General features: G+C 67.9%; 13 protein-coding genes and 1 pseudogene. 4 read left to right on the top strand and 10 right to left on the bottom strand.

Features of this window, described 5'->3' with window-relative positions; genetic code table 11:
• Positions 1–224: 224 nt before the first annotated feature.
• Both rpsT and KXZ72_RS01595 read left to right on the top strand, forming a co-directional pair.
• Positions 225–491, top strand: coding sequence for a 30S ribosomal protein S20 (rpsT, locus tag KXZ72_RS01600; protein ID WP_226082003.1), 267 nt, complete (start codon positions 225–227; stop codon positions 489–491).
• A 131-nt stretch (positions 492–622) separates the two neighbouring features.
• Positions 623–1,132, top strand: a complete 510-nt coding sequence (locus tag KXZ72_RS01595) for a hypothetical protein (protein ID WP_226082002.1) — start codon at positions 623–625, stop codon at positions 1,130–1,132.
• 714 nt (positions 1,133–1,846) lie between these two features.
• On the opposite strand, the gene holA is transcribed toward KXZ72_RS01595, so the two are convergent.
• On the bottom strand, positions 1,847–2,881 hold the full coding sequence (gene holA / locus KXZ72_RS01590) for a DNA polymerase III subunit delta (RefSeq protein ID WP_226082001.1): 1,035 nt from the start codon (positions 2,879–2,881) through the stop codon (positions 1,847–1,849).
• A gap of 198 nt (positions 2,882–3,079) precedes the next feature.
• Positions 3,080–3,934, bottom strand: a complete 855-nt coding sequence (locus KXZ72_RS01585) for an SDR family NAD(P)-dependent oxidoreductase (protein WP_226082000.1) — start codon at positions 3,932–3,934, stop codon at positions 3,080–3,082.
• Positions 3,935–4,351: 417 nt separating this feature from the next.
• Here KXZ72_RS01585 and KXZ72_RS14735 point away from each other — a divergent pair.
• Positions 4,352–4,540, top strand: a pseudogene (locus KXZ72_RS14735) (transcriptional regulator); the annotation flags it as partial.
• 150 nt (positions 4,541–4,690) lie between these two features.
• A complete protein-coding gene (locus tag KXZ72_RS14730; RefSeq protein ID WP_318999891.1) occupies positions 4,691–5,215 on the top strand; it encodes an MmyB family transcriptional regulator in 525 nt (174 codons plus the stop codon).
• Positions 5,216–5,710: 495 nt separating this feature from the next.
• On the opposite strand, the gene KXZ72_RS01575 is transcribed toward KXZ72_RS14730, so the two are convergent.
• From KXZ72_RS01575 to cydB, 8 genes are all read right to left on the bottom strand, one after another.
• Entirely contained in the window at positions 5,711–8,113 is a 2,403-nt protein-coding gene (locus tag KXZ72_RS01575) for a ComEC/Rec2 family competence protein (protein WP_226081998.1), read from the bottom strand.
• Between the two features lie 272 nt (positions 8,114–8,385).
• On the bottom strand, positions 8,386–9,369 hold the full coding sequence (locus tag KXZ72_RS01570) for a ComEA family DNA-binding protein (protein WP_226081997.1): 984 nt from the start codon (positions 9,367–9,369) through the stop codon (positions 8,386–8,388).
• Positions 9,370–10,177: 808 nt separating this feature from the next.
• Positions 10,178–12,700: a leucine--tRNA ligase gene (leuS, locus tag KXZ72_RS01565; RefSeq protein ID WP_318999879.1), complete on the bottom strand. Its 2,523-nt coding sequence runs from the start codon at positions 12,698–12,700 to the stop codon at positions 10,178–10,180.
• Positions 12,701–12,785: 85 nt separating this feature from the next.
• On the bottom strand, positions 12,786–14,210 hold the full coding sequence (locus KXZ72_RS01560; RefSeq protein WP_226081996.1) for an anthranilate synthase component I family protein: 1,425 nt from the start codon (positions 14,208–14,210) through the stop codon (positions 12,786–12,788).
• Entirely contained in the window at positions 14,207–14,698 is a 492-nt protein-coding gene (locus KXZ72_RS01555) for a hypothetical protein (protein WP_226081995.1), read from the bottom strand. Before KXZ72_RS01555 ends, KXZ72_RS01560 begins: the two co-directional genes overlap by 4 nt.
• Before the next feature lie 27 nt (positions 14,699–14,725).
• Positions 14,726–16,429, bottom strand: coding sequence for a thiol reductant ABC exporter subunit CydC (gene cydC / locus KXZ72_RS01550; protein ID WP_226081994.1), 1,704 nt, complete (start codon positions 16,427–16,429; stop codon positions 14,726–14,728).
• Between the two features lie 17 nt (positions 16,430–16,446).
• Entirely contained in the window at positions 16,447–18,123 is a 1,677-nt protein-coding gene (gene cydD, locus KXZ72_RS01545) for a thiol reductant ABC exporter subunit CydD (RefSeq protein WP_226081993.1), read from the bottom strand.
• 11 nt (positions 18,124–18,134) lie between these two features.
• Entirely contained in the window at positions 18,135–19,142 is a 1,008-nt protein-coding gene (gene cydB / locus KXZ72_RS01540) for a cytochrome d ubiquinol oxidase subunit II (RefSeq protein WP_226081992.1), read from the bottom strand.
• Positions 19,143–19,151 lie beyond the last annotated feature (9 nt).

Here is a 19,151-nt window from a genome sequence, read left to right as displayed (position 1 = left end):
GCGGGAGGGAATTTCCGGACCCCACTCCCCCGCGGGAGCGCCGGTTTTCCGGGAAAAAGGGGCGGATTCGACGCGCCAGGGGCCCGCGTGGTTGGGTGCGGGGACTTCCGGTGATAGGATCGGGTCTTGACTTGCGTGCGGAGTAACCACACGAATTCGCTGGACGGCGCCCTCTCTCGCTAACCGGCACCTCACCATTCGGAACAAACGAAAGCGTATATAACGTGGCAAATATCAAGTCGCAGATCAAGCGAATTGGCACCAATAAGAAGGCCCAGGACCGCAACCGCGCCGTAAAGAGCGAGCTGCGTACCGTTACCCGTCACACCCTCGCAGCCATCGCTGCCGGTGATAAGGACCAGGCCGTTGTCGCCCTCCGCACCGCATCGAAGAAGCTCGACAAGGCCGTGAGCAAGGGTGTTCTGCACAAGAACCAGGCTGCTAACCGCAAGTCCTCGCTCGCCAAGCAGGTTGACGCCCTCGGCAAGTAGTCTTCACAGACGTTCACTTCACACCCCTCGGGAATCGCACCCAGTGCACTCCGAGGGGTGTTTTGTGTATATTGCGACGCGAATGACCATCCGATTTGTGGGGGTTCCCCGGCGTCGGAAATAATGGGGTGATGACCCCCACGCCCCGGCCCGCACCCTCCCGAGCCGATGCCGCGGCCCGCATCTCCGCCTATGTTTATGGCAACGTCCTCATTCTGACGGCCCTGATCAGCCAGCATCCCACGGATGCCAGCTCGGGTCGCGCGGCGCTGATTGTTTTTGCCACGGGGCTCACCACCTATCTGGCGCATACCTTCGCGGAGGCCCTGGGTGAGCGGGTGCGCACCGATGAGCCGCCCAGCTGGACCCTCGCCAAGCACGAGCTGCGTAATGCGCTGCCCATCGCGTCCTCCACCACCATTCCGGTTCTGCTGCTCGTGGCCGCGGCCCTCGGCTGGCTGCCTCCGGCGGGCGCACTCCTGACCGCGCAGCTGGTGACCGTGATCCGGATGGGTCTCCTGGGGTTGATTCTGGGGCATCTGCGCAAGGAGAAGTCCTCGTTCCGTTCGATTCTCACCGGGATCCTGATTGCCGTCGCCTTCGCCGGAATCGCCGGGCTGAAGGCCTTCCTCACGCACTAGGGGCCGCGCGCGGCTGGCGGCGCGGGATGCCTGCGCGCGGCTTGAGACTGGCGGTTGGCGGCTGGTGGCTCGCGGCTGGCGAGTCGCGGCTGGCGAGTGTCGCGGTTGGCGGTTGGTGGTTGGCGGTTGGTGGTTGATGGCTTGCGGCCACCGGGCTATGCCTCCTACGGGAGGCCCAACCGGCGGCACGGGAGGCCCGACCGGCAGCGCAGGATGCCCGACACTCGTGCCGATCGGCCCGGCTGCGGGCAATGCCCCACGGACCGGCGGCGCGAAATTCACTCCTGCCGGTGGCAATCGAAACCCTGGCCGACGACGCCGGATGCCCTGCCCGACGGAAAAAGACCCGGTTCTGCGACGCGAGGCACTCCGCCCGGCGGCCCGGGAGACGTTCCTCCCGAACCCTGCCCGGCGGCGCGAGTTTCACTCCTGCCGGCGGCAATCGAAACCCTGGCCGACGACGCCGGATGCCCTGCCCGACGGAAAAAGACCCGGTTCTGCGACGCGAGGCACTTCGCCCGGCGGCCCGGGAGACGTTACTCCCGTGCCCTGCCCGCGGCGCGGGATATACCCTCCTGCCCGACGGGGCCTGATACACCGCTCCTAGGTACGTCAGGCTCTGCCCGGCGGGCTGGGACGCTCTGTGACTCTAAGCGGTGGCGACGTCTCGGGACGCCACCCTCCGGCCGGGTTGAGGGGAGCCGGCGCGGGCGGCTAGGAGCGGATGCGGCCGCGCGAGGCGATGGTGTGGACGAGGTTTTCCAGGGCGTAGAGCGGGTCGCCGCCGGCACCCTTAACCGCGGCGTCGGTTTCGGCGACGAGCTGGATGCAGCGGCCGAGGCCCTGATCGTTCCAGCCGCGCAGGTCGCGCTTGGCGCGATCCACCTGCCACGGCGCGAGCCCAAAGGCCTTGGCCATCGATCCCTGCGGGACCGTGGGGGAACTGACCTTGGCCATGGTGCGCAGTTTCATGGCGAAGGCCGCCACGAGCGGTACCGGGTCGGTGCCCGAGGCCAGGGCCTGACGCAGCCCGAGGAGGGCCTCGCCGTGACGGCCGGCAATGGCCAGGTCGGCGACGGCAAATGCGTTGACCTCGGAGCGGCCGCCGTAATAGGTGGTGACGGTGTCTTCGGTGATATCCCCGGTGGTATCGGCCATGAGCTGGGCGCAGGCCGCGGCGAGTTCGGCGAGGTCGCCGGAGAAGGCCGCGACCAGGGCCCGCAGCGCCTCGGGGCGCACGCGGCGGCCCGCGGTGGCGAACTCGGCGGCGGCGAACTCGGATTTTTCGGCGTCTTTTTTCAGCTCGGTGCAGACCACCTCGATGGCGGTGCCGGAGGCGGCGCGGATGGCGTCGAGAAGACGCTTACCGCGCACGCCTCCGGCGTGACGCAGGACCACGGTGGCACCCTCGGCGGGGTTGGCCAGATAGTCGATGGCCTCGGCGAGGAAGCTATCGGAGCATTTTTCGACGTTATCTACCCGGATGAAGCGGGGCTCGCCAAAGAGCGAGGGGCTGGCCATGGTGACCAATTCGCCGGGCGCATAGGAGTCGGCAAAAACCTGGTTGATTTCGAGGCTGGGATCCTCGGCGCGCAGCAGATCGCGCAGCAGCCGGATGGAGCGATCGGCAAGGAAACCCTCGGTGCCGCTGATAAGCACCACCGCGGCCGGACGGATCTGGTTCCAGCCGAGCTGCGCAATGGCCGCCTTGCTGGTTTTTGCCGCCGTGGTTCCGCGTGCACCTGCCACCGGGTTGCCTCCTCTAGGTCATCCCCTAGCGTACCGCGTCGCTCCGACTACGGCGGCCCGCGTTCGGTGCATGGAGCGCTCCTGCGAGCCGATCACCATAACGGACACCGGGACCGGGACCAGCCCTCGGGAGACAGCACCAACCCGCCCGCATTTATATAAATTTCGGGCAGCCGATCGGGACGGCACATCTCCCACTCAGGGCAGCGCTACCAGGGCAGACGCGGCCTCCCAGAGCGTCTGTGCGGTCTTAGGGTCGCGAGCGGCCCGCGACGCTGTGCCGATCTTTGGAAAGCCCCAGACTCCACCCGGGCCGTTTGGTCCAACATAGGAGCCCCCCGGAATATCGGTGGTGGCCGCATAGAGCGTTGGCAGGGCACCACGTTCAGCGTCGTTCAGGAACCATGAGAACCGGTTTATATTACTGGAGCTTGCCCCGGCGGCGAGATTCGTCGTAGCAATACCGGGATGCGCGAGAACGGACCGTACCGGGCTCTTGGCTGCTTCCAGGCGACGCTGCAACTCGATGCCAAACAGTGTATCCGCGAGCTTTGAATCATAATATGCGCGAAGATCCCGATAGGGGCGACGTTCCCAGTTCAGATCGGTGAGATCAAGCCTGGCCATTCTATGCAGTTGAGAGGAGAGGGTGACGATGCGTTCTCTAATTCGAGGGAGCAATATTCGGGTCAGGAGATACGGGCCAAGAAAATTAGTGGCCATCTGCAGCTCAAAGCCCTCAGCCGTGCGCGATTCCGGGACCTGCATGATGCCGGCATTATTGATTAGGATGTCCACGTTCTGTGTCTGCGCCGTGGCGAAGGCCCGCACAGAGGAGAGGCTACTTACGTCAAGCTCCGCGATCTCGAGGCGCCCACCAATGCGTTTCGCCGTGATTTCCCCCTTGGAGAGGTTGCGTACGGCAAGCACCACGGTGGCCCCTGCTCGGGCACATTCACGAGCGGTAACCTCACCGATTCCACTGGTCGCTCCGGTAATGATGATGCGCTTCCCCGTGAGATCCGGAAGTTCTGCCGTTGTCCACCGTGCCATAGTGCTACTCCTTAATGAGCGGTAATCGGGCGCCAGAGAAGCGCCTAAATACATTCTTATCGGCGCTGGCCGCGGTATCCATGGTCTTCCAATCCCACCTTCCGCCCGGGGAAACGGCCACCCATCCGCCGGTTTGACGGCTCGCCACCAGGGTCTGGTTGAGGCCGGTGGAATCGCCCGGACGGGACCTGCCCCGGCGGGCTCTCGTGGGTGAATGGCCCGGCGTTTTCTCCCAGGTCAGTTCCGGGTGGACCGGAGTCGAGCAGAGGTGCCGGCCGCCGACGATTCCCGGTTGAGCAAAATAGGAGTGGCACGGCCACCGATATAGGCCGCGCCGCGCGTATCCGGGGTCTAACGGGCCCTGGATAGGCTAACCAAGAGCGGAGAAAATTGGCTGAGGTTAGCGAAGGAGACAGTGTGATTAATCGAGCGGGCCTCGCGGCCTTCCTGCGGAACAGGCGTGAGAGCCTACAGCCCGAAGATGTGGGGTTGCCCCGCGGGTCTCGCCGACGCACAAACGGTTTGCGGCGGGAAGAGGTGTCGCTTCTTTGCCATATCTCGACCGACTATTACAGTCGGCTCGAGCAAGAGCGTGGCCCACAGCCTTCGGAGCAGATGATCGCGTCAATCGCGCAGGGGCTGCATCTCTCGTTGAATGAGCGAGACTATATATATGAGTTGGCGGGCTATCGCGCGCCCAAGCGTAGGGGGATAAGTAGGCATATAAGCCCCGGAATGCTCCGCATATTCGATCGATTGGACGATACCCCGGCGGAGATCGTCACGGAACTCGGCGAGACGCTTCGACAAACGCCCCTCGGGATCGCCCTCACCGGCGATACAACGAAGTACCTGGGCCTCGCCCGGAGCGTTGTATATCGCTGGTTCACGGATCCGTCAACCCGTTCCCTTTTTCCGGAGGCCGACCACGAGGATATGTCACGGTTTTATGTTTCGGGCCTGCGGATGGCGACCGCAACGCGCGGGGTGGATTCCCCTGCGGGGACTATTGCGGCATCTCTGGAAGCGATTAGCGCGGAGTTCCGGGCGCTCTGGAAGCTTCAACTTATCGAGGGCCAATCCGATCGTTCGAAGCGGTTTTTTCATTCCCAAGTGGGGCTAATTGAACTGGACTGTCAGGTTCTCTACGATCCACAGCAGTCTCATTCGCTGCTTGTATATACGGCTCACCCCGGCTCGGAAAGCGCAGAGAAGCTGCGACTGCTCTCGATCGTTGGAGCACCAGTTCGTCCCCACGCTGGCGGCTCTTCCCGGGTTTAGGCAGTTGTGATCGCCCGGGACTCTCACGGGGAAGACGCGCCGTGAGAATCACCCTGCGAACAGCGCAACGGTATGTCTCGGCGGCCTCGCCTGGACGGTCTGTTCTCCTATCTGTGTCCTAGGCGTTCTCGCCGGATTTGACCACGTCTCCTTCTGCTGAGATGGCCGGGCGCCCCTCGACCGCGAGCTTATTTACGTCCGCGACGTACCGCGGTCCGGGAATTAGGTAGCATGCACCACCCCACCGCAGAAACGACGCTTGCTATTGCGGACGGGTCGGGGCATGTGGGCAGCGTGAATCTGGCCAAGCTCTCACCGATGGGCTTCGCCCGCACGCTTATTACCCGTTCCACGGTTCCTCATTATTGTCGGTTCCGCGTGTGGTTGGATAAAAGGCTGAAGCGGAAAAATGCGCGGTTATTCAGGCGGTGGCCCGGCACAGCACAGCACAGCACAGCACAGCACAGCACAGCACCGTATCGCACTCGCCCATTATTAGGACCGGGGCGGCCCGCGTTCGGTCCACAGGGTGGGGCCCCCGGGGGAGATTCCGACCAGGAGGAGCCCGGATTGGTCGGTGCGCACCGCGCGGGTATGCGCCTCGCGCAGAAGCGTGAGCGCACGGCGGGTGGGGTGTCCGTAGCTATTATGGGCGCCCACCGAGATCAGCCCGATCGTGGCAGAGAGCTGCCGGTAGAGGAGGTCACCCTGATCGGCGCTGCCGTGGTGGGCCACCTTCACCACGTCCGCATGGCCGGGGGCGGCGATCCCGGGGGTGCCGCGGGCGATCCGGTTGAGCTGTTCGGCCCCCAGATCACCAAGAAACACGGAGGTGAGCCCGTCGCCACGAAATTCCACGGCCACCGAGGAGGCATTTCCGGGGAGTATGCCCGCGTCTTCCCGGGGAGGCCAGAGGCGCCGCCAGGAGAGGTTGCCGAGAGTTCCGCGCAGCGCGCTGCTCCCCCGGGCCTCGATAAGGGTGGCGCCGCCGTGGCGGAGGTCCTCGCGCACGCGGTGATCGCGCCGGGTGGCGGAGGGCCCGAGCAGCGCAACCTCGGTGCGCCCGGCGATCGCGGGAACTCCGCCGGAATGGTCGAGGTCAAAATGGGTGAGGATGAGCAGGTCGATCCGGGTGATGTGCAGGCGTTTTAGGCAGCTACTCAGGACCTCGGGGGTGGGCCCGGTATCGATCAGGGCAACGCGCCCCGCAGAGGACAGCAGCAGCGCGTCCCCCTGCCCCACATCGCAGGCGGCGATGACCCAGGCGCGTGGGGTGAGGAGCCGCCCGATCAGTCCGGGCCCGGCGGTGAGGCTCCCGGCCAACAGGCAACAGAGGCCGCAGCACAGCAGTGCGCGGCGGCGCGGGCGGGCACGCAGAATGGCCACCAGCAGCGCCGCGGTGGCCACCGCGAGGAGCAGCGCTCCCCCGATGCCCTCGGGCCAGGGCCAGCGGGTGCCGGGGACTCCCGCGAGGGTATGGGCGATTCCGGCGATCCACTGCGCGGGGAGCCAGGCGCAGCGGGCCAGGATATCGGCCACCGCGGGCAGGAGGGGTGCGCTCAGGCAGGCGAGGAGACCCAGCACGGTGGCGAGGGGGGCCGCGGGCTCGGCGAGCATATTGGCGGGTACGGTGAGTGGGCTGATCTCGGGGCGCAGCAGGATCAGGATGGGGCCGCACGCGAGCTGCGCGGCCAGCGGTACCGCGAGCAGCCGGGCAAGGCGCGGGGCCAGCCGTGATTCGAGCCGCCGCCCGATCGGTTCCACCAGGGTGAGCAGCCCCGCGGTGGCGGCTACCGAGAGGGCAAAGCCGTAGTCGCGGGCGAGCCAGGGGTCGAGGATGAGTAGGACACAGCATGCGGCGGCCAGGAGTGGCAGGCCCTGGCGGGGTCGCCCGCGAATCAGGCAGAGCAGCGAGAGCAGCCCCATCACGGCCGCGCGCAATACGCTGGCATCGGGGCCCACCAGGAGAATAAACCCGCCCAGGGCCGCGGCCGCGCAGACCACCCTGGCGCCGCGTCCGCCGCCCAGGGCGGCCACCAGCAGGAACACCGCCGAGACCACCACGGCACAATTGGCCCCGGACACCGCGGTGAGGTGGCTCAGGCCCGTGCCGTTCATCGCCTCGCTGAGCGCGGGTGATACCGCCGCGGTATCACCGATGGACAGGCCCGGGAGTAGCGCCCCGCCGTCGCCGGGCAGCAGGGCGGACCGGTGTGCGAGGCCCTGCCGCAGCTGCGCGATCAGGTGTGTGACCGCGCACTGCGCGGCGCGCAGCATCCCCGCGCAGGCCTCGGGGTGTGGCGTGGCTCGCCGCGGGGCCTCCACCGCGGAAAGCAGCGCACGGGGACGCTCCCCAGCCCCCGTGGGATGCGCCGCGGCCACCACCTCCACCGGGTCTCCGCGCGCAAGCGCACCCGCCTCCGTGGCCGTGGCCGAACCCGTGCCTGTGCCCGTAGCCGTGGTCGGCATCGTCCAGAGGAGCACCGCGGTGCCCGATGCGGGCTCGCGATCTACCGCGTCGATGTGAATACTGGCCCGGAGCCGGGGCCGCCCGGAGTCCTCCGGCCGTTGCGCATCGGCGCCCACCGGGGTGGGGTCGGAGGCGAAGGTGCCGCGGATCGTGGAACGCTCCCCGGAATCCAGCGCCCGGGCGAGAGAATCCGCGCCGCGCTGGTCCTGAATGAGGGCGAGGTGCCCCGCCGCGGCACAGAGCAGGAGGGCCAGGGCGGCAATCAGCAGGCGGCCCAGGCGGGGAGGGGCCCCGCCGCGCCTGTATCGGCGCAGCGCGGCCACCCCCACCCCGAGCGCCCCGGCCCCGGCAAATGCGCTTGCCAGCCGGGGCGCACCCCCGGGGCCGGGCAGCAGCACCCAGAGCACGGCCCAGAGCGCCGCCGCCACGACACAGAGCCGAGTATCGGCGGGAAGCCGCCGCGGCAGGCCGCGGAGACGCGCCGGGAGCCCGGCGACCCGGGGTGGGCCGCCTCGCCGCGGAGGGCCGCCCCGCCCACCGCCGCGCTGCCCGCTCCTGCCACCCCGCCCGCCGCGGCACGGCCCGCTGCCAACCCGCCCGCCGCGGGGACGATCCCGGGCGGCGGCATTCGGCGATGGTGGCCCCGAACCGGCCACCGGCGCGGGCCTTGTTCGCCCGCGCCCCACCCGGGCCGAGTGGGTCATAGCGTGATCTTTCCGGCGAGCCCCTCAAAGAGGCGCGGGCCGATCCCGGAGACCTTCAGGAGATCATTAAGCGAGGCAAAGGGCCCGTTTTTCTCGCGATATTCGATGATCCGGGCCGAGAGCGCGGGGCCCACGCGCGGGAGCGTATCAAGCTGTTGGGCCGAGGCGAGGTTCAGCGAAACCGTGGCCTCACCTCCCGGCCCTCCCGCCGCGGAAACACCGCCGGGGCCGGGGCCAGCGCCCGGCGCGGCCGCCTCCCCGGGCGCGGGCACACGCACCTGTTCGCCATCGGCCACCGGGCGGGCGAGGTTTAGCGCGTCGAGGTGGGCCTCGGCAACCGGACCGCCGGCGGCCGCGAGGGCATCGGCCACCCGCGCGCCCGGGGGCAGGTGATAGAGCCCGGGGCTGGCCACGGCCCCGGCGATATGCACGATGAGTTCGGAGCCGCCCGGCCGGGCCCCGGGAGAGGACTCTGCGCCGCCCGCGGGGCGCGGATCGGGGCCGGGCTCCCCCGAGTCCACGCCATCGACCCCCTCCACAACCGTGCCCAGCGGCTGCGGGGCGCCGATACCCCGAGCCCTCGCGGCGGCCATACCCAGGAGCAGGGCAACCACCAGGAGCACAGCGACCGCGATCAGCACCGATCGGCGCTGCCACCACGGACGCAAACCGGCCAGGGCCTGGTTCAGGAACTCGCGATCCTCCGCGCTGCGGCCATCGGAGCGCGACCAGCCTTCGCGCGCACGGCGGCCCAGGAGATGCCCGGGGGCCTCGCGGCCCGCGGTTGCGACCCGCTCATCACCGGGTGATACCTCGGCAGGTTCGGCGGCAAGGAGCGCGCCCTCAATACCGGCAGCTGCACCAGGGCCAAAGGCGGCATCCAGACCAACGGCAGTGTCAAGATCAACGGCAGTGTTGATCTCAACGCCGGCGCCAATACCCCGATCACTCCCGACAGCGGTGGGCACGTCCTCGCCCACCCCGACACCATCACCGCCACCGCCACCGGAGAGGCCACCGGCTTCGCGCTCGGCGACGCCCACCGGGGCGGACGCCGCGGCCGGACGCGGGGACCCGCCGGGAGGCAGCACGGGTGCCGCGGCATGTGCCGGGCGCTCGCCCCGGCCGGGACGCTCACCGTTCGGGGCTGCCCCGGTGGTATCCGGGCCGGGGCTCCGGGAGGGCGAAGCTCTGTCGGGCGGCACAGCCCTGTGGGAGGGCTCGGCACCTCGGGAGGACACGGCACTTCGGGAGGACACAGCGCTGTCGGAAGTCACAGCACTGCGGGAGGACACAGCGCTGTCAGAAGTCACATCGCTGTGGGAGGACTCGGCACCTCGGGAGGGCGCGGCGCCGTGGGAGAGCACGGCACCGCGCAATAGCGGGCCGCTGCGCGAGCGGGGCTCGCCGGAGTGCCCGGGACCCGGACCCCATACCGGCGCGCTCGCGCGCACCACCTCGCCCTCCCCCGCCGCACGAGCGCGCCGCAGGGCCCGCACCCGGACCGCCAGAACATCGGTGTATTTTTTCATGCCCCCAGGCTAGAAAAATGGGAGGGGAAAATCCGCGAGGGGGTGGGAGCTGGGGAAAGGCCATGCGCCTTGTCGGGACTGTGGAAAACGCCCCCTCCCGCCTCGGGAAATCCTCCCCTCCCCGGCACGCATCGCGCCTCGGCCGCCCCCGAAACCGTCGCAACCCGGGCAACCCCCACGCATCCGGAATACCAAAACGGCGGTACCGGGTCGTGTTATCCACGTCCCGATACCGCCGCCGACGGCTACGCGCGGGCTAGCCGCGCGGCTTTACCGCAATATTTACCAGCTTGGGCGCACGCACAATCACGTTCACGATCTCGCCCTCACCCACCGCACGCTGCACGGCCTCCGACCCGCGGGCCAGTGCCTCCAGCTCGGCCTCGGAAATATCCGTGGCCACCTCGGCGCGGTCTCGCACCTTGCCGTTCACCTGGAAGACCGCGGTCACGGCATCCTGTACGAGCAGCGCCGGATCGGCATCCTTCCACACCACAAGCGCCACCGGTGCCGGGTGCCCCAGGTGGGCCCACATGTCCTCGGACGCATAGGGCGCAAACAGGTTCAGCCCGGTCGCGATGGTCTCGGCGGCCTCGCGCACGGCCGGATCGGCCGCCCCCGCACCCGCGTCGATCGTGCGCCGCGTGATATTGGTCAGCTCCATGAGCCGCGCCACCACCACGTTGAACTTATAGGATTCCACCAGGCCCGGTGCATCCGTGAGGAACTGGTGCGTGGCCCGGCGCAGCGCGCGGTCCCCGCCCTCGGGGCTGGTGCCCGGCTCGGTGGCCACATCCTTGGCCACGCGCCACGCGCGCGCCAGGAACTTGGCGGCACCGGCGGGCGAGACATCGGCCCAGTCGATATCGTCCTCGGGCGGGCTGGCAAAGGCCAGCGTGACGCGCAACGCATCGGCACCATAGGCGTCCAGCTCGCCCTGGAACTCCACCAGGTTGCCCTTGGACTTGCTCATCTTGGCGCCGTCCATGAGCACCATGCCCTGGTTCAGCAGCGAGGTGAACGGCTCCACAAAGTCCACATAGTCCAGGTCGTGCAGCACCTTGGTCATAAACCGCGAGTACAGCAGGTGCAGGATCGCGTGCTCCACGCCTCCCACGTACTGGTCGATGGGGGCCCAGCGCTTGGCCTCCTCCACATCAAAAGCCACCCGATCGGAATTCGCCGACAGGAAACGCAGGAAGTACCAGGAGGAGTCCACAAAGGTGTCCATGGTATCGGAATCGCGCAGCGCGGCCCCGCCACAGCGCGGGCAACTCACGTTGACCCAGTCCTCGGCGGCACCCAGCGGGCTCTTACCCTTGGCCTGCAGGTCCAGGCCCTCGGCGGGCGGCAGCGTCACGGGGAGCTGATCCTCGGGCACGGGCACCTCGCCACAGGCCTCGCAGTGGATGATCGGGATCGGGGTGCCCCAATAGCGCTGACGCGAAATCAGCCAGTCGCGCAGGCGATAGTTTTTAGCCGAGTGGCCCAGGCCGCGCTCGTCCAGCTGCGCCGTGACGCGGGCAATGGCCTCGGCCTTGGGCAGTCCGTTGAACTCTCCCGAGTTGATCAGTTCACCCTCGCCGGCCAGCGCAATGCCGGATTCCGCGGGATCGGCCACGGCCTCCGCACCCTCCAGCGGGCTGGTCTGCACCACCACGCGCACGGGCAGATCAAATTTGCGGGCGAAGTCCAGGTCGCGCTGATCGTGCGCGGGTACGGCCATGATCGCGCCGTGCCCATAATCGGCCAGCACATAATCGGCCACCCAGATCGGCAGGCGTTCGCCGTTGACAGGGTTGATCGCATAGCGCTCGATAAACAGGCCGGTCTTCTCGCGGTCGGTGGCCTGACGGTCGATATCGTTCGACTTTTTGACCTCGTCCAGATACGCGGCAAAGGCCGTGCGCGTGGCCTCGGAGGCCCCCGCCACCAGCTCCTCGGCGAGATCCGAATCGGGCGCGACCACCATAAACGTGGCCCCAAACAGGGTATCGGGACGGGTGGTATATACCTCCACGGCCTCCGCGCGACCCTCGATTTCAAAACTCACATCGGCGCCATAGGAGCGGCCCACCCAGTTGCGCTGCATGCTCAGCACCTTGGACGGCCACGTAGCCTCCAGCGTGTCCAGGTCGTCCACGAGGCGATCAGCGTAATCGGTGATCTTGAAATACCACTGGTTAAGCTTCTTTTTGGTCACGAGGGAATCGCAACGCTCACAGCGCCCGTTAACCACCTGCTCATTGGCGAGCACGGTCTGGTCCACGGGGCACCAGTTCACGGCGCTGTCCTTGCGATAGGCCAGCCCCTTTTCGTAGAGCTTCAGGAACAGCCACTGGTTCCAGCGGTAGTACTCGGGGTCGCTGGTGTGGATCTCACGATCCCAGTCAAACGAGGGGGCATAGCGGCGGAAGGACGCCCGCTGCTGATCGATATTGGCGTAGGTCCACTCGCGCGGGTCGATACCGCGCTTAATCGCGGCGTTCTCCGCGGGCAGGCCAAAGGAGTCCCAGCCGATCGGGTGCATTACGGCATAGCCGCGGCCGCGCCAATAGCGCGCCATGACATCGCCCAGGGCAAAGGCCTCGGCGTGTCCCATGTGCAGATCGCCCGAGGGGTAGGGGAACATATCGAGCACGTATTTGCGCGGTGCATCGGCGGGGGTATCCGCGGTGGCAAAGGGCTTAAGCTCGTCCCAGACACCCAGCCAGCGGTCCTGGATGGCGGCGAAGTCGTATTTTTCTGCTTCGTCGATGATGGGCTCGTTAGTGCTCACGTGACTCTCATTCGAAATAACCGCCCACCCGGCGGGAATTTCCGGCGGGGAGGCGGGCTGATCTGTGGATTCCCCTAGATTACCGCTATTTGTCGGGGCCCGTGCGGCCCGCGGCGGCCGAGTCGCGGAGCACGCTCAGCAGCGCCGCCGCCTTGAGGTGGGACTCGGCCAGTTCGCGGCCCGGATCGGAGAGCGCGGTGATGCCCCCGCCCGCGCCGATGCGCGCAAGATCGGGCCCGCAGACGATGCTGCGGATCACCATGGCGAGCGAGAGGGTGCCGCGGGAATCGCGATAGCCAAACGCCCCCGCATAGGCGCCGCGCGGGCCCTCCTCGTATTCGGCGAGGAGCGTCATGGCGCGATGTTTGGGGGCCCCGGTCATCGATCCGGCGGGGAAGATCGCGGCGATCAGCTCGCCGAGCCCGGTTTCCGGGGCCAGCCGCGCCTCGACCGTGGAGACCAGCTGATGCACCTGCGCATAGCTTTCCACGGTGAAGAGTTCACTCACGCTCACGGTTCCGGGGGCGGCCACGCGGGTGAGGTCATTGCGGCATAGGTCCACGATCATCAGGTTTTCGGCGCGTTCCTTTTCGTCGGCGAGCAGTTCCGCGGCGAGTCGGCGATCCTCCGCGGCGTCCCCCCGCGCGCGCCGCCGCGTGCCCTTAATCGGGCGGGTGGCCACGCGGCCGCGGCCGTCCGCACTGAGGAAGGTCTCCGGGGAGGCGGAGACCAGGGCGGCCCCGTCCAGGATCAGCAGGCCCGCGTGATGGCTGGGGCTCAGCGCGCGCAGCCGGCGGAATAGGTCCCGGGGGTCAAAGCGTCCGGGAATGGTGGCCATATTGGTGAGGCAGATTTGATAGGCCTCGCCGTGCCCGATCGCCGCGATACAGCCGCGCACCAGGTCGCGGTAGTGTGCATCGGAGTGTCGCCAGCTCACGCTCAGCGGCGGCGCATCCTCCGGCGACGCGATAGGCGCGGGCGGCGGCGGGGCGTCCCGGTCCGTGCCGCCGCATTCCCAGCGCTCATCCCGCGGCAGCCCCGCGCGCTCGATCAGCGTGACCCGGCGCGCGGCATGGTCAAACGCCAGCATGCGTTCGCTGCGCAGCCACGCGGCCTCGGGCAGGTCGCCGGGGCCCGGTGCGGGGGCCACACCCACGAGGCTCGCGCCGTATTCATATCCGAGCAGCCCCACCCAGCCGCCCCCAAATCCGGGCACCTCGGCCGCGGGGAGTTCGTATTGGGCGAGCAGTTCCTCCACGCGCGCATGGGCGCCGCCGGCGGCCACCGGATACTCGGCATCCGCCGCATCCGCGCCGCTGACCCGCACCCGGGTTCCGCGGTCCCGCACCTCGATCAGCAGCCGGCCATAGCCCAGATAGCTCCAGCCCGCGGTGGCGGAGCTGCCCGCATCCAGCCAGAATGAGCGGGGATGATCGGCCAGTAGGGAGTGTGCGGCGGTGGCGGGGTCATACCAGCCGGGCAGAACCCGGGAACGATAGGGCGAGGTCACCTGCCCAGCTTAGCGACCGGACGCGACCATGCCGCCCGCAGCCAGGCCACCGCGAGGATCACCGTGAGGAGGGCCAGCACCCCGGCGGGGATCAACTCCAGGGGCGAGCCCTGTTCGCTGATGACCCAGGGCTCTCCCCCGATGCCACCCACCGTGACCGGGTCTCCCAGGCGCGATGCGATGCGTCGCGGAATATGGCTCAGCGAAAAAATGGCCTCCACAAGCGCCACGATCGAGGTGATCGTGCCCAGTATCCGGGCCCAGCCCGCGCGGCGATGAATGCCCGCGTGGAGGATCACGCAGATCAGCAGGGCCGCAAGCGAAAGCGCCAGCGCCATAAACAGCAGGGAGATCACGTTGCCGTGGTTGGCATCCCCCAGGCGGCGAATCAGGTCGCTCCAGATCCAGGCCACACCCAGCACGAGGGCCAATACCGTGAGGGTCTTGAGCCTCTCGATGCGCTGCTCGGGAATGCTGCTCAGGGCCAACCGGCGTCCTCCGCTTCCTGCCGCGTGCTACGCGGTTCGCAGCACCCCATCGACGATATTTACCCGTCGATCAACCAGTGTGTCATCCACGTCTGCATGGGAGATGAGAAGGATCGTGCGTTCCCGGTCGCGGGCCACCGCCACAAGCTCGGCGAGCAGGCTCGCGGCGAGGTCGCCCTCGACGTTTGCGGTGGGCTCATCAAGCACAATCACCGGGAAATCGTGGAGCAGCGCGCGGGCCAGCGCGATGCGCTGCGCCTGGCCTCCCGAGACGAGGGCCCCGCGCTCGCCCACGCGGGCATCCAGACCGCCGCGGCGCGTGGTCCACTCGGCCAGGCCCACGGCGCCGAGGATTTCCAGCAGTTCGGCCTCGCTGGCATCCTCGCGGGCAAAAAGGAGGTTTTGGCGGATCGTATCGTCAAAGAGATACGGCACCTGTTCGCAGAGCCCAATCACGCCGCGCACGGCATCGGGGTGCAGCTGGGCCATGTCCTCGCCGCCCAGGGTGATCGAGCCGCGGTAGCCGAGGAAACGCACCAGGGTCTGTGCGAGGGTGGTTTTTCCGGCGCCGCTGGGGCCCTCGATCAGCACACATTCGCCGGCCTCCACCCGCAGGTGGGGCACCGTGAGCGCATCGGTCTGCGCGGCGGGCCAGCGCACCGCCACATCGGTCAGCTCCAGGATGGGGGCCCCGGGCACGGGGGCCAGCTCCCGGCGTCCCGTCTCGGCGGGCACGTCCTGGGCGCGCGCGGGCGCGGTGGCCTCGGCGATGCGCTCGGCGCTGACCTTGACCTGGCGCCAGGCGCTCAGCGCGAGCGGCACATTTGCGACGATCTCAAAGACCGCGAGCGGCACCAGCGCCAGGATTGCCAGGCCGGGACCGGTCAGCCCGGTCTTCAGCTCGGGGATTCCGGCGATCAGCATGAGCGCCACGGCCACCCCGGTGAACAGGGCGAGGGCGGCCCCGGCCAGCCCGGCCCCGCTCGCGCGGCGGGTCAGCGAACGGGTGAGTTCGGCGTCGATCCGGTCCACGCGGGCCCGGGCCTGCTTCTCGGCCCCATAGGCCACGAGCACGTCGAGGTTGCCGAGATAGTCCAGCAGTGCATCCATGAGCGAGGCGCGCTGCGGGGCAAGCGAGCGTTCGGCGCGCGCGGCCACCCCGGAGATCGCCCAGGCGCTCAGCACAAACGTGAGGATCAGGGCCACGGCCAGGCCGAGGGCGGCCATCGGCGAGAGCAGCGCGATTCCGAAGATCGCCAGCAGCGCCACCCCGAGCGAGGTGATGAGCGGCTGGATCACACGCAGGCCGAGGTTTTGCATCTCGTCCACATCGGAGACCAGCGTTGAGAGGAGATCGCCGCGCTTGGAGCGCGCCAGCCCGGCCGGGGCGATCGGAAGCAGGCGTTGCAGCAGGTCCACGCGCACCGTTTCCAGCTGGCGGAACGCCGCATCGTGACTAAATAGCCGGTCCAGATAGCGGAAAAATGCCCGGCCCAGCGCAAATGCGCGCACGCCCACGATTGCGGCATTCAGGAAGAGGATGGGCGGCATTTCAGCGGCGCGTGTGATCAAAAACGCGCTGCAGGCCATCAGCGCCACGGTGCTCAGCGCGGAGGCGATGCCGGAAAGCTGCCCGGCCACGGCACTCTTGCCGCGCGGGCGGGCGCGGCGCAGCACGGCGCGCACATCGGCGGCGGTGGCACGCCGGGCGGGTGTGGTGGTACCGGTCACGGGGAAACCCTTTTCTGTCAAGACGCCACGACCGCGGGGCGGGCGGGAGCCATCTCGAGCACGGCATCGGCGGCGGCCAGGACGGCCCCGCGATGCGAAATGATCAGGAGCGCGGGCCCGGTGCGGGTGAACGCGCGCAGATTGGTCAGGAGCAGTTCCTCGGTGCCGTGATCCAGCGCCGAGGTGGGCTCGTCGAGGATCAGCACATCGGCGTCGAGGCGGCGCGCGCGGTAGAGCGCCCGCGCGATTCCCACGCGCTGTGCCTGTCCCCCGGAGAGGCCATCGGCGGCCACGCCGATCTCTGTGGCGGGGTTGATCTCCGCGGCAGCGGCGGTGTCCAGCGCCCAGCGCAGCAGCTCGGGATCGGGGCTCTCCACACCCAGGGCCACGTTATCGGCCACGGTGCCGCTGATCAGGCCCGAGCGCTGGGGGCTCCAGGACAGCCACGTGCGCTCGGCCGGGGCCACGCCGCGCTCATCGCTGCCGGCCAGCGCGATCCGGCCCTCATACTCGGTGAATCCGGCGATCGCGGAGACCAGGCTGGACTTGCCCACCCCGCTCGGCCCGGTCAGGACGGTAAACGATCCGGGCGCAAGCGTCGCGGTCACGGGGGCGTGCAGCGCGGGTGCCGCGGCCTCCCCGTCGGCGCTCACATGCCGGGCGATCACGCCCTCAAGCTCAAGCGCGCGGCGCTCCCCCGGCCGCGCGGCGGCGGGCACCACGGCGGCGGCGGGCAGGGCCTCGGCGGCGTCGAGAATCTCAAATGCCTCCTGGGCGGCGGTGACGCCCTCGGCGGCGGCGTGGAAATTGGTGCCCACATTGCGCAGCGGCAGGAAGGCCTCGGGCGCAAGCAGCAGCACAAACAGACCCACCTCGAGCGAGAGCGAGCCCTCGATCAGGCGCAGGCCGATGCCCACCGCCACGATGGCCACCGCGAGGCTGGAGGCGAGCTCCAGCACAAAGCCGGAGAGGAACGTGACCCGCAGCACCTTCATGGTGGACGTGCGGTAGTCCTCGGTGATCGTCTTCATCCGGCCCACCTGCCGGTGCTGACGACCAAAAATCTTCAGGGTGGCGATGCCCCCCAGCAGGTCCACAAACCCGCTCGAGAGTCGGCCCAGGGTGTCCCATTGGCGCTGCTGTACCGCCTGGGTGGCCCAGCCGATCAGCGCCATAAACACGGGGATCAGCGGGAGCGTGATCACGATGACCACGCCCGAGATCCAGTCCTGCCACCAGATGATCACCACGATCACGGGGGTCACGATGCAGGTGAGGACCAGCTGCGGCAGATATTTGGAGAAATACTCATCCAGCGCGTCCATGCCGCGCCCGGTGAGGGTGGCCACCGAGGTGGAACCCCGGCGGGCGAGCCGGGCCGGGCCAAGGGCCGAAACGGCGTCGAGAATACCCGAACGCAGTTCCGCCTTGACCCGGCCGGCCGCGCGCATGCTGACCGTCTCACTCGCCCATACCGTGAGTGCCCGGAGCGCGGCGATTCCCACCAGCGCGATGATCCACGGGACCAGGTCGGCAAAATCAGTGCCGTCGATGGCCCGGGTCACCACGAGGGTGAGTACCGCGGCAAATCCGATCACGCACGCCATCGTCACCAGTCCGATCAGCGTTTGGCTGACCAAAAAGGCTCGGATGGAGCGGGCGTATTTTACGAGTCGAGAGTCAAACGGTCGCATGGCGTTGCGCGCTAGTGCGCGGCCGCCTCGATGGTGGCACTGGTAATCCGCTTGCGGAATACCCAGTACGTCCACCCCTGATACAGGAGGATCAGCGGCAGTGCGATCAGTGCAACCCAACTCATGAACTCAAGGGTATACGCCGAGGACGACGCATTCTCAATCGTGAGGCCATTGGCGGGGTTATTGCTCGCGGGCATGACATACGGGAACAGCGAGACAAACAGCGTGAGCACCGCGGCCGCGACGGTCGCGGCCATGGCCGTGAACGACCATCCCTCGCGACCGAGGTGGCCCAGCAGCACGGCGGCGATCAGGGCCACGGCCGCGATCAGCGAGCACACGATTGTCCAGAACTTGAACTCGGACATGATGATGGTCCACACCAGGAAGGAGGCAGCCACCACAACGGTGACGATGCCTGCCTTCAGGGCGAGGGCCTTGGCCCGGGCGTGCAGATCACCGTCGGTCTTCAGCAGGATGAAATACAGTCCGTGTAGGAAGAACAGCAGCAGCGTGGTGATTCCACCCAGCAGTGCATAGGGGTTCAGCAGGTTGAAAAAACCACCGATGTAATCGTGGTTTGCATCCAGCGGAACTCCGCGCACGACGTTGGCGAAGGCCACACCCCAGAGCAGGGCGGGGATGGCCGAGCCGACGACGATCATCAGGTCGAAGCGGCGCTTCCAGCTCTCGTGCTTGCGCTGATGGCGGTACTCAAAGGAGACACCGCGCAGGATCAGCGCAATCAAAATTAAGAGCAGTGGGAGATAGAACCCGGCGAAGAGTGTCGCATACCACTCGGGGAATGCGGCAAACAGACAGGCCCCGGCCACGATGACCCAGGTTTCGTTGAGGTCCCAGACCGGACCGATGGTGTTAATCAGGACACGACGGTCGGTATCCGATTTGCCCAGGAAGGGCAGGGACATACCAACACCAAAGTCGAAGCCGTCGAGGATGAAGTAGCCAATAAAGAGGAAGCCAACTATCCAGAACCAGAGTTGTGCAAGATCCATGATCTACTC

Origin of the sequence: Mycetocola spongiae (genome assembly GCF_020424085.1) — a bacterium.
In the GTDB taxonomy this organism is placed as follows: domain Bacteria; phylum Actinomycetota; class Actinomycetes; order Actinomycetales; family Microbacteriaceae; genus Mycetocola; species Mycetocola spongiae.
Note: the sequence above shows the minus strand (reverse complement) of the source record. Positions and strands in the feature narration are given on the sequence as shown.